Origin of the sequence: Acinetobacter sp. V115_6, assembly GCF_031799025.1 — a bacterium.
Classification (GTDB): Bacteria; Pseudomonadota; Gammaproteobacteria; order Pseudomonadales; family Moraxellaceae; genus Acinetobacter; species Acinetobacter pittii.
In genome coordinates, this window is the sequence record NZ_JAVQNO010000021.1 from 946,663 (window position 1) to 961,587 (window position 14,925).

Consider the following 14,925-nt stretch of genomic DNA (forward strand, 5'->3'; position numbering starts at 1 on the left):
TGCTCATTCATTGATTGTGGTTTTTCAGTTAAAATTCTCCTCGAAATAAAATATTGGAATACTTATGGAATCGTTTCGTACAGTCATTAAGGGTTGGCTCGGCAAAGTCCTTCTAATTTTGTTTTTGACCCCTTTAGCACTTGTAGGTATTGAAGGATATTTTAATAGGGGAAACAAGGCTGATGTTGCTAAGACAGTAAATGGCCAAGAAATATCTAAAAAAGACCTTGAAACTTTAACTCAGTCTTACAAAGAACAATATTTAGCTGCTGTTAAAGGGGATGAAAGTTTACTTAATTTGCCTGTCATTCAGGCTAAGGCACTCGATATTTTGGTGTCACGTAATCTATTAATACAGCAAGCAGAAAAATTAGGTATCTCTTTGAGTGATGCTCAAATTGAGCAAATGTTAGCTCAGCAGCCTAGTTTGCAAGAGAATGGTCAATTCTCACAAAAACTCTATGAAAATTACTTACGTTCTATTGGCATGACGAGTCAAGGTTTAATAGCAAGCCTACGTCAAGATCATGCTTTGAAAATGTTAACGTCAACCTTTGCTGATTACTCTTTAGTAAGCAAAGTTGATCTAATGCAAATTGCGAATTTGCAAACTGAACAACGTACGTTACATTTAGCTAGTATTAAATTAGATGCTTACAAAACAGGTTTAAGTGCCTCTAATCAAGAAGCTACAGATTACTATAACAAGCATCAAAATGAATTTAAGCAACAGGCTTCGGTTGATGTTGATTATGTTGTCTTATCTCCATCAATGATGGCTAAACCAGCTCCTGCAACTGAAGCTGAACTTCAGCAAGCTTATGCAAAGTTTGTTGAAACTCAGAAAAAAGATGCTAAACGAACTGTAAAGCATATTTTAATTACTACTGATGCTCGTGATGATGCAGCCGCTCAAAAACTTGCAAAAGAAGTTTATGCGAAAATTCAGGGCGGTCTTTCATTTGCACAAGCTGCATCGCAGTTCTCTGAAGATCCTAGTTCAAAAGCAAAAGGTGGTTTAGTTGAAGCATATGCTCCAGGCGTTTTCTCGGATGCATTTGATAAAACTGTTTTAAGTTTGAAAAATGGACAAGTTTCGCAGCCAGTAAAAACACAATATGGTTACCATATTATTGAAGCAGAAACTCAAGCTAACCAAATCCCTTCATTTGAAGCTGAGAAAGCGCGTTTAACGGCTGAGGTTGAAAAGAATAAAGTTGCTACTGTTTATTCAGATGCCGTAAACAGTTTGAATGAAACAATTGTTGGTAATGATTCTTTAGAAGCTGTTGTACAAGAAGTAAAAGGTGCAAAAGTTGAATCATTGAATGGTGTAACTTTAGCAACTCAAAACCCATATTTAAGTGATCCAAGTGTCAAAATTAAGCTATTTAATGATGATGTGAAAAATGGTGACCGTAATGCATCATCTAATATTCAATTAGCAAATGGTGATACGGTATGGGTTAAAGTACGTGATTACCACGCAGCTGGTGTAAAACCATTAGCGCAAGCGATGAATGAAGCAAAAGCCAAAGTTATCGATGCAAAAGCGCGTAAAGCAGCCCAAGCAAAAATTGCTACCATGTTGACTGAGTTTAAAACTCAACCAGCAGAACAAGTAGTTGCTAAAAATAAAGTCGCATTTGAATCAGCTGGCGTATTTAGTCGTTCACAGGGTTTAAAGCGTGAAATTGAACGTGCAGCATTTAGTTTAGCTACCCCTAAACCGGGTATGTGGTCTGTTACAACAGCAAACTTACCAAATGAGCTGGTAGTCGTTGCAGTTTCAAATGTAAATTCATCAGCCGCTAATGCTATTCCTGCTGATCAATTACAACAGCTAAAACAACTTTATCGTCAATCTCGTGGTCAACAAATATTGGAAGATTACAGCCAATATTTAAAATCACATGCAAAAATTAAATAATAATTTGATCAAATAAAAAAAGCGCTTCGGCGCTTTTTTATTTTCTATTAATCGAGATGATGTTCGATATATTGCTGTCGATATTGTTTAGGTGATAAATCAAAAATTCTTTTAAAGGCCTGACTAAAAGCAGTTTCGGATGAATAGCCGACTTTGTTTGATATTTGCTGAATTGAAAAATTACTTGTGCGTAAGTACTGACTTGCTAAACGAAAACGGTAATGTTGCAAATAAGTTAGAGGTGGTTCCCCAATAATACTATTAAATAGATTTGCAAATTTGGACCGTGACATACAGCATTGTTCTGCTAAAGATTCAACTGTCCAAGCGACTTCTGGTTGGCTATGAATAGCGGATAGGGCATTACTCAATTCAGGATGGGTTAACGCACTTAGCCAGTTTTGTTGATCAGTCATTTGTTGAACATGATCACGAATGCACTCAATGAGAAGAATACTGACTAAATGATCAATAATTTTGTCATGTCCCGGCCTGATTTTTTGAGTTTCAATTGCTAAAAAATAAAGCCCAATTTGTAGCCATTCTGGTGGGTTGGTTTGATTTTCGTGTTGAATATGCATGATCGAAGGCAATGCATTAATCAAAGGGCCTGCCATATGAGTATCAATCTGACAGCGTAAACACAGTAATAAGGTTTTATTAGGAGAGGAGGTGCCAAATTCAATTGCGTCTTGTCTATGGCCGTTAAAAAGCGAAGTAATATCTAATGAATCTACTAATTTAGTTGCTGTTGATTTTGAGTCGGTGGCATTATGTGCCTTTCCAGAAGGAATTAAAATAATATCACCAGCTGTCGCAATTATTTTTTCTGACGCATTAAGTTGAATATATACTGAACCAGTTAAAACAATATAGGCAAGTAAAGCAGATTGATCTTGTGTTTTAAAAGCCCATTCTCCTTGTGCTTTTAAATAGATGTATTCAGACTTATTAAGGTGAATATCATCAAAAAATTTACTTAGTGCATCCATCTTTAAATGATCAATCATTATTTTAATAAAATTATAGTGAGCTATAAGAATAGATCAACATGTGTTTTTAGGACAAAAAAGTGGAAGAAAATGCCAAAGACTTTGAAATAGGTTTTTTGGACGGTTACTACTGTTAAGTAAGTACTATTTCTTTAACTATATAGATATATAGAAAAAGGAAATATGACTATGAATGCACCAGTAAATGTTCAGCAAGAACTTATGCCAGTGCCAGCGTCTATGCGTGAGATAGATCGTAAGCGCTATTTATGGATGATTAGTCCGGCTCTACCTGTAATTGGTTTAGGTATTTTAGCTGGATACCATTTTGGTCCACGCCCATTAAAGAAAGTATTTGCTTTAGGTGGCCCACTTTTATTACACGTTGTGATTCCTGCAATTGATACGATTATTGGTAAAGATGCACGTAATCCAACCGACGAAGAAATTAAGCTTCTTGAAAAAGATCCGTATTATTCACGGTTAGTGAAGAGCTTTATCCCATTACAATATGCTGCAAATGTTTATGCATGTTATTTAACAAGCCGTAAAACTACGTCATTCATTGATAAAATTTTGCTCGGTGTTTCAATGGGGGCGATTAATGGTATTGCGATTAATACAGCCCATGAATTAAGTCATAAGCATGATCGTATTGATCATATTTTATCTCATCTTGCTTTAGTTCCTACAGGTTATAACCATTTCCGTATCGAACATCCTTATGGACACCATAAACGTGCAGCAACTCCTGAAGATCCCGCTTCTTCACGTATGGGCGAAACATTTTATGAGTTCTGGCCACGTACAGTTGTAGGTTCTTTTAAGTCTGCAATTGAAATCGAGAAAAATCGTTTAAAACGTAAAGGAAAAGAGTTCTGGTCAGCAGATAATGAATTATTACAAGGCTGGGGAATGAGTGCTGCTTTTCATGCTTCTATGGTGGGAATTTTTGGTAAAAGTACAATTCCATATTTAGCGACACAAGCATTTTATGGCATTAGTCTTTTTGAAATTATTAACTATATTGAACATTATGGCTTACTGCGTCAGAAAAAAGAAAATGGTCAATATGAGCGCACAATGCCAGAGCATAGCTGGAACAATAACAACGTAGTAACAAACTTATTTCTGTACCAGTTGCAGCGTCACTCAGATCATCATGCTTATCCGACTCGTCCATTCCAAGCATTACGTCATTTTGATGAGGCGCCAGAATTACCAAGTGGTTATGCAAGTATGTTATTACCTGCGTTAATTCCTTCGTTGTGGTTCAAAATAATGGATAAGCGAGTTTTTGATCACTATAAAGGTGATTTGAACAAAGCGAATATTTCACCAAAACGACGTGCAAAAATCTTCAAAAAATTTGGTGCAGTAGATAAATCATTAGAAGCATAAAAATTGAATAAATAATATATATTCCTGAAATACCAAACCCTCTAATCATGTGATTAGAGGGTTTTATCTTTTAGATAAATCTTAGAGTTATGAAGCAAAAGAGTTTAGATTCTCTTGCGTCTTTTTTATTTTAATTCACTGGAAGATTTACCAAGCTCACGACGCGCAATAATTAATTGTTGAATTTGCTGAGTACCTTCAAAAATATCAAGAATCTTTGAATCACGTGCCCATTTCTCAAGTAGTTCATCTTCGTTATAGCCAACACTTGCTGCTAACTCGACACATTTTAAAGTGATCTCGTTACCAACACGACCTGCTTTTGCTTTTGCAATAGAAGCTTCTTTAGAATTTGGCTTTTTGTTATCAGCCATCCATGTTGCTTTTAACATGAGCAGACGAGCAGCTTCCCATTCAGCCTCCATACGGTAGATTTGTGCTGCAAGGTTAGAAGCATGCAAATAGGGAGTCGAGTAGTCAGGATCAAGCTGATCTTTAAAAATCTCTTTAATACGCTCTAGTGAAGCTTTCGCACAACCGATTGCCATTGCTGCAACTAGAGGGCGTGTATTGTCAAAAGTTTCCATTACTCCAGCGAAACCTTTAGCAACATCCACTTCGGCATTACCCAAAAGGTTCTCTGCTGGTACACGGCAGTCAATAAAACTGATGACTGCTGTGTCTGATGCTTTAATTCCTAATTTATGTTCGAGACGTTCGACCTTCATGCCAGGCGTACCTTTGGGTACTACAAATGATTTAATAGCTGCACGGCCAAGTTTGCGATCAAGTGTGGCCCAAACAACGACAGAGTCTGCTCGTTCACCTGAGGTCACAAAAATCTTTTCACCATTTAGAATGTAGTCATTGCCATCTTTAGTTGCCGTGGTACGGATAGCGGCAGAGTCGGAGCCACAACCCGGTTCGGTGATGGCCATTGCTGCCCATGTTCCTTTGAACCGTTCTAATTGCTCATCATTTGCGACAGCAGCAATTGCTGAGTTTCCAAGACCCTGACGAGGCATACTCAGTAATAAGCCTGTATCGCCATAACACATCTCAATAATTCCAAGAGCGGTCGACATGTTGGTTCCATTGCGAATACCTTCATTGTCGGTATCACCGCGCTTTCCAGCACCCGCAGCACCAGCATTAATTCCTTCACCACCTTCATTCATGCCATCAATAAGGGAGGCAAGCATATCAAGTTCTTTTGGATATGCATGTTCAGCTTTATCATATTTACGGGAAATCGGGCGTAATACATTGATCGCAACATCATGTGCTTGATCAATCATCATTTTGAATTTTTTAGGATTTTGTAAATTCATTAAAGTATCCTCTGATTGATCTTTTAAGCATGTAAGCCAGATTGTAAAATTGCAGTAGCCCGTAAATCGCGGTACCAACGTTCAACAGGATGTTCTTTTGTGAAACCATGTCCACCAAGAATTTGCACACCGTCTGTGCCAATTTTCATGGATTTTTCAGCACAAAGTAGATGGGCTAAGTAAGCTTCACGGTGAAATGGCTTGCCTGACTCTGCAAGGCTTGCTGCATTTAAAATCAACATACGCATTGCATCAATTTCAATTGCCATATCTGCAATCATGAAAGCGACACTTTGACGATGTGAAATAGGTTCACCGAATGCAGTTCGTTCATTGGCATATTTAATACAGTAAGCTTTTACAGCTTCACATGTACCCACAGCCATTGCACACCACATTAAGTTGCCTAAATCTACAAAGGCTGTGTAATCAAAATCTGTTGCACCTAAACGTAGAGCAGGAGTGTGATTAAAGCGAAGAGTTGCTGTTTCTGTCGCTTTAAGACCCATGGCCGGAGTATTTTTTATTGAAATTGTTTCATTACACTGCACGACGAATACGTCTGGCTTGCCGTTAAAGTCTGCACTTACTAAAAATACATCAGCTAAATCGCCTAAAATCACTAATGTTTTTTCACCATCAATAAAAAACTTATCATTTTCAAGTGATGCTTTTGTTTTTAAAGCATAAGGATTAAATGCTGGAGTTGTTTCTTGAACAGCAAAAGTTGCTGTAATGTCTGAGTCTTCTGCAAAACATGGTAGGTACATCGACTGAACTTCAGCAGAACCCCAACGTGTGATTGCATTAATAACGCTAAATGTACTGAGTAATCCTGCTGTAAGACTAAAATCACCTTCAGCTAGTTTTTCAGCAATTAATAAGTTACTAACGATATTTTGTTCGGCTGCTACTCCACCGAGTGCTTCTGGAAGTGCATAATAGTTAAGTCCTAAATCTTCAACATATTGCCAAAGAGTTTCAGGAAACTGAGCTTCCTGATCGGCATCATGAGCTAACTCCAATAAAACCTCTTGAGCAAATTGAGACATTGCTTCAGAAGTCATTTGTTGTTCTTCGGTTAAACTTAAATCAAATAAATTTTTTTGTTGGCGAGGTAAACGTTGTTGAGAGATTTGCTTGGGCTTAAATGCTTTTTGAGTCTGCGTTAATGCTCTAAAGCCAGCTTTTGAACCTTGATAAAGAGATTTTTCAACAAATTTACGCAACTTGAGTTGATCAAGTACATCGCTTCCAGCCAATCTTGTGATCAGCGATAAACCCAAACCCTGAGCTTTATTGATCATACTTGTCATGATTATGGTGTCCTAACACATTGTTATTGTTTTATGCTGACACGCCTCATATTAAAAAACTATGTCGTTACTGACATTCGAAAAATGAGTAGATAAATGGTAAATAGAAAATAAGAAAATTATAAGTTTTTGATTTTATTTATTTAAAATAATTGCAATGTTGGGGAGCCGAGAAGGATTGACTAGAATGACATGGAATCATTCTAGTCATTCATTAAATCAAGCAAAGTTACGAATCATACGTCGCACATTGGTTTTTGCATCAATAACCGTCATAAATGTGTAGGCTCCAATGAATTTACGGCTAATAAACATAAACTCTTTTGGCGGAACTGAAAAATAACGTGAAGCCATTGATTTACTAGCTTGTTGCATAACACGGCTATGAAGCTGGCTTTTCTTCCAGTCATAACGTTCGTGTTCATCCATAAGACCAGCGGGCATATCTGGGTTATTTGCAGGAGTACTGAATGCTTCTGTTGCAAGTAAAAAGACATCAGCCATACCTGGTTTAATACTTTCAGGCATCGCATCAAAGAACTCGTAACCAGTCATGGCTTTGACCATTGCATCTTTATTATGTTGATAACCTGCCTGAATGAGTTGACGGGCAACTGATAGCAAGTGTTCATCAAACTGGCGAATAGCACCAAAATCTAATAATACAATTTTGTCTTGAATGTCTTGGCCATTACCTAAACGAACAAGGTAATTACCAAAGTTAGGGTCAGTTTGCATTTCACCCCATTCAAAAATTTCACGAACCGCAATCTCTAATGACGCTTCACCGAGTTGATTACGACGTTCCTGAGGTAATGACAACATCACAGGGCTATTAATTGGCACACCACGTTCAAAAGTCATGCAGAGCACTTGATTTGTGCAATATTCATCTACAATTGTAGGAACAATATAGCGCTCATCATCTTTTAAGCGTTCACCAAAGCGACGAGTAGTGGCAGCTTCAACATCATAGTCAACTTCACGATGCATCATTTCACGTACTTCATCAAACCACTGATCAAATTCACGGGTTTGTGGAACCATACGCGTCAGTTTAAGCATGTTTTTAAACAAACTCATATCGGAGTCAATAGCATTTGCAACGCCCGGATATTGAATCTTTAAAACTAACTCTAAACCATCTGATTTACGCGTTGCACGGTGTACTTGTGCGAGAGAGGCCGTACCAATTGGCTCATGATCAATTGTTAAATCATTTAATTTAGCGCCCAATTGCTCTTGAAGGTGCGGCTTAATTGCAGGCCAATCTAAAGCAACTGTCTGGTTATTTAAGGTGTTTAATGCTTGTGTAATTTCTTCAGGTAAAAAATGTTCACCATAAAGGGCCATCATTTGGCCAATCTTAACAATAGAACCCTTAAGTTTACCTATTTCAGAAACCAGATAATTAGCTTGCTCGCTCATCGCTTTTTTGCGTTTCTTTTCTTTTTCTTCCTCATTAGAAAATAAAGAAGAGGCACTTGCAGTTGCCCAACGTGTTCCTGCAAGTAAAGAAGCTTTCGCGATTGATAAGCGTCGATCCATGGAAGAAGTTTTTAAACTCTTAAGCTTATCTTTCTGATTTGACATGAAAATAGAATCCTATGCGCATCATGCAGCCAAACGCTGGTGATCTAAAATTGTAACGAATATTACATGTTTTGAGCGTATTAAAATAGTTCTCTCAGACTGAATGATCAGTCGAAATGGCTATCTTTATTTCATTAACTTTAAAATAGCCTAAGCAATTTTAAAATTTAAGAAACTTACAGCGTTCAGGTGAGTAAAACTAGGGTAAAAACGGATCTTTCACAAAAACTTAAATTACATTTTAAATTGGATCTTCAATTCAGACTTCTGCATTAAGTGAAGGCGATTGGACTGAATATGCTGTAATAACATTTGTTTGACTGAATCATGCATAAAACCAAGTGCATGAGCTTTTACAATAATAATGCTGGGTAAGGTATAGAAAAAATACTTAACATCCTCGAGTGTTGCGTTATTAAAGATGCCTTGTTCAATTAACGTCTGCTGTAAAAACTGCTTTTCATTTAAGACATAATCTGAAGATTCATCCCAAAAACGGTGACGCATAGCCATCAGATTGTTGTGTTTATAACTCATAAAATTGTCAGCTCAGACTTAAATCTAAATAAAATATATGGAGTCGAGCCATGAATATCAAGTTGAGATTATTTTTTATTCAGTTGCTGTTTGATTTTTTATGTAATTCTTGTAAATAGCCTAAGCAAATTTAAAAATTTTTCTAAAAAAACTATAATCCAAATAATTTCATCTATAACACTACTTATTATGACTCCTGCATGTAGACTGTTAAAAAGTAATAAAATCGAATTTTCTATTCATGAATATGAACATGATTCAAATGCTAAAAGTTTTGGATTAGAAGCAGCAGAAAAACTAAATTTAGATGTAAGGGAAGTATTCAAAACATTGATGGTTAGCGATGATAAGAATTTTTTTGTTGCAGTATTGCCAGTTAATCATCAATTAAATTTAAAAAAAGTGGCTACGGCGTTTGGCTGTAAAAAATTGCAAATAGCCAATCCAAAAGACGCTGAACGTTTAACGGGGTATTTGGTCGGAGGGATTAGTCCTTTAGGTCAGAAGAAACGCTTAAAAACCGTTATTGATGCATCTGCACAAGAGTTCAGCAAAATCTATGTGAGTGGAGGGAAACGGGGACTAGATATTGGCTTAAACCCGAAAGATCTAGCACAACTCTTAAATGCTCAATTTGTTGATGTACTTGATAAGTAAAATAAATCTCTTTCTTATCTCATTAAATTAACTAATTTTAAGATAGGTAGTATTAAATCAAGTTATTTTAATAAAAACAATTCTCATTATTATTTATATTTAGTATTATCCCGAGCCTTATAACTATCTAATAACTTTTGGGTTTGGAGAAAGGGAAAATGAATCAATACAAAAAGGTTGGGGCTAACTCAAATCATCTGATGTGTGCAGAATCACGGTATTTTAAATTAAAACCTTGTTGTATTGCTCTAGCAGCAATATTTGCGCAGCAGGTTTATGCAAATACAAATATTGAAAAGGAAATCCTTAATAATCAACCGACACAAAAGCCTGTAGCTCAATTGCAAAAAATTATAGTGACGGCGACAAGGACGCCCAAAAATATTGCTGAAATTGCCGGCACAGTTCAAACGATTGAAAAGCAGCAAATTGAACAACAGGCAACTGCTGGACGAAAAATTGCCGATATTCTGGCTCAGTTGGTTCCATCACTTGGGGTGAGTAGTGGAACGACTACCAACTATGGGCAAACAATGCGTGGTCGTGATGTCATGATTATGATTGACGGTGTATCACAAAATGGCTCACGCGATGTTGCTCGGCAGCTAAATAGTATTAGTCCAGGCATGATTGAACGTATTGAAGTTCTTTCAGGAGCTACAAGTATTTATGGATCAGGTTCTACCGGCGGGATTATTAATATTATTACGAAACGTGCTGATTCGACTAAACCAGTAAGTTTTGAAACTAAACTTGGTATTGCGTCTTCCGATACATTTCGAAGTGATAGTCTAGCTTATGATATTGGCCAATCTATTTCATTTAATAAAGATAATATAAATGGTTTCTTAGGGGCTAATTTCACTAGTCGCGGATCTCAGTTCGATAGCCATGGTGATCGTATTGCTATAGCACCTATGCAAGGTAGCCGTCCTGATACTGATACAATTGATATTAATAGTCGTATAAATATAGATTTAACTGATAACCAATCACTAAGTTTGGGTGCACAGTATTATAAGGATGAACAAGATACGAATTATGGTCCTGATTATGGGAAAAATTATATTTATGGAGGAGCGCCTAACTCATATATTGGGAAAAAGGGTTTAGAAATATCTAATCAGCCTTTTACAGAGCGCTATGCATTCAACACTCAATACCAAAATAAAGATATTTTAGGTCAGGTCTTAAATTTAGAAGGATATTACCGTAAAGAAGATGCTCGTTTCTTTCCAGTCTTTTTAGGAGGGGAAGGTACAGAAGCAAAGCAATCTCAATCTGAAATCGAAGTGGCTGGTCTGCGTTCAACAGTACAAAGTGATTTAAATATTATGAATCGTGATCTTAATCTAACTTATGGTTTAGATTATGAACATGAAAAAGATCATCAACATTATGAGCATTTCACAGCGTTTAATACAGGTTTGACCTATAAACCTACAGGTAAAACTTCCGATGCCGGTCCAAATACAACAATTCAAAGTGCTGGCATTTTTATACAAGGTGATTACGCTTTAACAGACCGTATGAATGTCCAGGCTGGTACTCGTTACCAATATATCAAAGCTGAAACAGAACAGTACTCGACTAAAAATGGCATACAGCCAAGCGGATCTGTAAATGACGATGCTGTTTTATTCAATTTGGGAGCGATATATAAATTAACAGATGAGCAGCAAATATTTGCTAATTTCTCTCAAGGTTTTAGCTTTCCAGATGTACAACGGATGATGCGTGATGCATTTAATATCTCAACAGCGAATATTCAACCTATTAGTGTAAACAGCTATGAACTAGGCTGGCGTTTACAAGGGGAGCAAAGCCTAAATCTAGGTATAACGGGTTTCTATAATACCTCAGATAAAGTTGTTCAATTCTACAAGAACAGTAATAAAGAAACTGTTGCTGAGGTTATGGACAAAGACCAACGTGTATATGGTGCTGAACTAACGGCGACCTACCCATTTATGGAAGAGTTTAAAGTTGGGGGAACACTGGGTTATACGCGAGGTCAATATAAAGATACGGATGGTAAATGGAAAGAGTTGAATGCTTTTCAAGTTTCACCAATCAAAGGTACTGTTTTTGCCGAGTGGAACAGTGATGAAGGATATGGTGCTCGTATGCAAATTCTTGCTATAAAAGGTACAAATGAAGCAGTAAAAGATGGTTCACTTTCAGCTGTAAAAATTACGGGCTATAGCACGATGGATGTTTTGGCTCATTTTCCAGCTTGGAAAGGACGTATAGATTTTGGTGTATATAATGTTTGGAATAGAGACTATCGAACTGTCTATAGTCAACAAGCAGAAAAAGTATATGGTCTTGTAGAAAGTATACCAGCTGAAGGACGTACTTACGGCCTCAGTTATACATTTAATTATTAATATGAAGTGAGATAGGGAATATCTATAAATCATAGGTATTCCTTAATAAATTAAAAAAATAATAAAATAAACTTGCATTATTAAATGCAAATGATTATCATTATCTATATTGAAAGTTGAGGAATATTCTAGTAATTAAGTTTAACGTCTACTACTTTAATGCTAAGTTTTAGGCGATTTAAAGTTATACCAGAGACTCCAATAATAATGATGTTGAAAAAGATGAGTTGATTTCTGGTATGTGAGCGCCTGCAGGATATTATAAAAATAGGCAGGTTCAACTAGCGGTAAATGGAACAAAGAAAAATAAACATTATCAGCGCAACAAAAAGAACTAACCAAAAGCAGTAGGCGAGGATGGCCTACTGCTTTTGTAGTTAAAGTTCATTTCATAGTTATTTATACATTTCAACTCTTTTGGACATTTAACTCTATACAGTAACAGTTCGAGTATGTTTTTGATTAAAAAATAACCACTAATGTTTCATTTATTAACATCCTACCTTTTTAGCGATTTTTTTGTATACCCTGAATAAAACATGATCAAAAAAAGAGGTAAAAACGTGCTTATTTTTCATGGAAAACCTGTTCACGGAGCTATCTTCGATATGGATGGGACAATGTTTGACACTGAGCGATTACGGTTTCAAACATTGCAACAGGCATCTCAAGAACTCATTGGACAGGAGTTTTCACACGAATATTTAATGCAATGTTTAGGCTTAAGTGCAACTACTGCTGAGCAACTGGCTCAACGTCTATATGGCGTAAATGTTCCATATAAAGAAATTCGAAAAAAAGCTGATGAGATGGAACTCGAATATATTCGAAAACACGGCGTACCGATTAAAAAAGGTTTGGTTCAAGTTTTAGAACGTTTACGAAAATCTGGTTTAAGAATGGCTGTTGCGACTTCAAGCCGTAGGGCAATTGCCGAAGAATATTTAATTAATGCGAATGTTTATAAATTTTTTGATGTGATTACCTGTGGTGATGAAGTAGAGCAAGGAAAGCCACATCCAGAAATCTTTTTAAAAGCTGCTAGTCAACTTCACTTGGACGCTAACCAGTGTCTTATGTTTGAAGATTCTGAAAATGGTTTAACTTCAGCTCATACTTCAAAAGGTTTAACGATTTTATTAAAAGATATTAAAGAACCAAATGACGAAATGCTGGAAAAAGCAGATTTTTATTATGATCAGATGTATGACTTTTTAACCGATCTCGACCAATTTATCCCTGTTATGGACATGCCGGAAATGCAGGAATCTTTTCCGCAAAGTCTGAATCAACTGACAGTGGGAATACATGGTTTCGGTGCTATTGGCGGTGGTTACGTAGCGCAAATCTTGTCACATTGGGATGGGTACACAAAACCAAAAAAAATTATTGCTTCAACACGTAATAGTCTTTTTCGCGAAGCTGTGAATGCATTTGGAACATATAGCATTCGCTATGGGCAATTTTCTTATGATGAACGTATTGAGAATATGACCATTGTTGATTCTGAAAATGAACAACAAATGTTGGAGATGTATACCCATTCAAGTTTGATCGCACTGTGTTTACCCGAACAGGCCATCGAAGCTGAAGCAAAAATAATCGCAAAAGGATTATATGCTCGCTTTAACTCGCCACTTGAAACATGTATTGAACCGTTAACTTTTCTAATTATTTTAAATAAAGTCGGCGCGAAATATTTAGTTATGAAGCATCTTAGAGAAGCTCTATTAGAATTGACCAACGATGAAGATGTGACTGAACATATTTTAAAAGAACATTACTTTTGCGATACCGTTGTAAATCGCATGGTTTCAAAATTATCTAATCAAAATTTATATCGCCAACTTCGTATTAAGCATAATTTCCTTGAACAGCATTTAGAAGATGTTGAACACGAAGAACAAATCGAAATTGAAGACTGTAATAAACTGACTCAAGACCAGCAAAACCAGGCATCTTTATATGTCGATAACATGCGCCGTAATTTTCAGCCAGGCCATATATTACAAAGCATGGATCTAATTCTGTTTCATAGCGAAACGGATATGCCAATTTATGTAGAAAAAGGCAGCCCTTTACTTGAAAAGTTGCGTCAAGTTGTCTTGGTGAATCAGATTACAGACATTCAATTAATCAAAAACCGTCTATGGAACGGCGTGCATGCCATGCTTGCTTGGTACGCATCTTTACTAGGTTATGAATCTATTGGTGTTGCCATGGGTGATCATTCAGTTAAAGCATTTGCAGAAAACTTAATAAGAGAAGTAAAGCAAGGGCTTGCAATTGTATTACCTAACTATGCAAAAGATCTGGATCGCATGGCACAAAGCTTCCTAGACTCATGTGAATATGCTTTTAAAGACCCTTGTCAAAGAGTTGCTAGAGATCCACTTCGCAAATTAACTCATAATGAAAGAGTAATTGCGTCAATTGAGGTGAATATAGATCATAATTTGCCTTATAAAAATCTATTAAAAGGTGCTGCACTAGGGTATGCCTATGCGATTCAATTTTTAGAAATTGAAGAGACTAATGCAATTAAACATTTACACGAGCAAGTTAAAAAACTGGATATGAGTGCTGCTCAAAAAGCACAACTTGAAGTTGAGTTAACGCAATTAGTTCAATATTTATTTTCTGAACAAGGCAAACAGCCTTTAAACATGAATATTGTCAACTCAGAAAAAGCGCGTACTCAATATGCCTAAATCCTTTTAATTATGCTCTACAACTGAAAGGCAAACATGCTTTAATACAAGAATTGAATGATTTTGA

At 36.4% G+C, this 14,925-nt stretch carries 10 protein-coding genes; 5 read left to right on the forward strand and 5 right to left on the reverse strand.

All coding sequences use genetic code 11. From position 1 onward, the window contains the following. Positions 1-64 precede the first annotated feature (64 nt). Complete coding sequence (locus RMA94_RS12935; RefSeq protein ID WP_057070757.1) at positions 65-1,930, forward strand: SurA N-terminal domain-containing protein; 1,866 nt, start codon at positions 65-67, stop codon at positions 1,928-1,930. Positions 1,931-1,977: 47 nt separating this feature from the next. Here the strand turns inward: RMA94_RS12935 and RMA94_RS12940 are convergent, their stop codons facing one another. Further along, positions 1,978-2,940, reverse strand: a complete 963-nt coding sequence (locus tag RMA94_RS12940; RefSeq protein WP_005076206.1) for an AraC family transcriptional regulator — start codon at positions 2,938-2,940, stop codon at positions 1,978-1,980. 171 nt (positions 2,941-3,111) lie between these two features. On the opposite strand from RMA94_RS12940, the gene RMA94_RS12945 reads away from it, so the two are divergent. Then, positions 3,112-4,323 (forward strand): alkane 1-monooxygenase, encoded by a 1,212-nt coding sequence (locus tag RMA94_RS12945; protein WP_005076204.1) that lies wholly within the window; start codon positions 3,112-3,114, stop codon positions 4,321-4,323. 125 nt (positions 4,324-4,448) lie between these two features. Here the strand turns inward: RMA94_RS12945 and RMA94_RS12950 are convergent, their stop codons facing one another. The 4 genes from RMA94_RS12950 to RMA94_RS12965 form a co-directional block, all read right to left on the reverse strand. Continuing rightward, positions 4,449-5,654 (reverse strand): acyl-CoA dehydrogenase family protein, encoded by a 1,206-nt coding sequence (locus tag RMA94_RS12950; protein ID WP_014206631.1) that lies wholly within the window; start codon positions 5,652-5,654, stop codon positions 4,449-4,451. A gap of 23 nt (positions 5,655-5,677) precedes the next feature. Then, the gene (locus RMA94_RS12955; protein ID WP_126645232.1) at positions 5,678-6,961 is read right to left on the reverse strand and encodes an acyl-CoA dehydrogenase family protein; all 1,284 of its coding nucleotides are present in this window, start codon (positions 6,959-6,961) and stop codon (positions 5,678-5,680) included. A gap of 228 nt (positions 6,962-7,189) precedes the next feature. Further along, positions 7,190-8,563, reverse strand: coding sequence for an AarF/ABC1/UbiB kinase family protein (locus RMA94_RS12960; protein WP_017386866.1), 1,374 nt, complete (start codon positions 8,561-8,563; stop codon positions 7,190-7,192). Between the two features lie 234 nt (positions 8,564-8,797). Then, the gene (locus RMA94_RS12965) at positions 8,798-9,100 is read right to left on the reverse strand and encodes a hypothetical protein (protein WP_005076193.1); all 303 of its coding nucleotides are present in this window, start codon (positions 9,098-9,100) and stop codon (positions 8,798-8,800) included. Positions 9,101-9,289: 189 nt separating this feature from the next. Here RMA94_RS12965 and ybaK point away from each other — a divergent pair, with 189 nt between their 5' ends. The 3 genes from ybaK to mtlD all read left to right on the forward strand — a co-directional run bounded on the left by ybaK (position 9,290) and on the right by mtlD (position 14,858). Beyond that, positions 9,290-9,757, forward strand: coding sequence for a Cys-tRNA(Pro) deacylase (gene ybaK / locus RMA94_RS12970; RefSeq protein ID WP_311084031.1), 468 nt, complete (start codon positions 9,290-9,292; stop codon positions 9,755-9,757). 158 nt (positions 9,758-9,915) lie between these two features. Then, positions 9,916-12,147, forward strand: coding sequence for a TonB-dependent receptor (locus tag RMA94_RS12975; RefSeq protein WP_311083270.1), 2,232 nt, complete (start codon positions 9,916-9,918; stop codon positions 12,145-12,147). 563 nt (positions 12,148-12,710) lie between these two features. Continuing rightward, complete coding sequence (gene mtlD, locus RMA94_RS12980; protein ID WP_311083272.1) at positions 12,711-14,858, forward strand: bifunctional mannitol-1-phosphate dehydrogenase/phosphatase; 2,148 nt, start codon at positions 12,711-12,713, stop codon at positions 14,856-14,858. Positions 14,859-14,925 lie beyond the last annotated feature (67 nt).

Bases quoted from the DNA above. Each gene is read 5' to 3' on its own strand.
- RMA94_RS12945 (WP_005076204.1), top strand. From the start codon at position 3,112: ATGAATGCACCAGTAAATGTTCAGCAAGAACTTATGCCAGTGCCAGCG.
- RMA94_RS12975 (WP_311083270.1), top strand. From the start codon at position 9,916: ATGAATCAATACAAAAAGGTTGGGGCTAACTCAAATCATCTGATGTGT.
- RMA94_RS12965 (WP_005076193.1), bottom strand. From the start codon at position 9,100: ATGAGTTATAAACACAACAATCTGATGGCTATGCGTCACCGTTTTTGG.
- RMA94_RS12955 (WP_126645232.1), bottom strand. From the start codon at position 6,961: ATGATCAATAAAGCTCAGGGTTTGGGTTTATCGCTGATCACAAGATTG.
- RMA94_RS12960 (WP_017386866.1), bottom strand. From the start codon at position 8,563: ATGTCAAATCAGAAAGATAAGCTTAAGAGTTTAAAAACTTCTTCCATG.
- RMA94_RS12935 (WP_057070757.1), top strand. From the start codon at position 65: ATGGAATCGTTTCGTACAGTCATTAAGGGTTGGCTCGGCAAAGTCCTT.
- RMA94_RS12950 (WP_014206631.1), bottom strand. From the start codon at position 5,654: ATGAATTTACAAAATCCTAAAAAATTCAAAATGATGATTGATCAAGCA.
- ybaK (WP_311084031.1), top strand. From the start codon at position 9,290: ATGACTCCTGCATGTAGACTGTTAAAAAGTAATAAAATCGAATTTTCT.
- RMA94_RS12940 (WP_005076206.1), bottom strand. From the start codon at position 2,940: ATGATTGATCATTTAAAGATGGATGCACTAAGTAAATTTTTTGATGAT.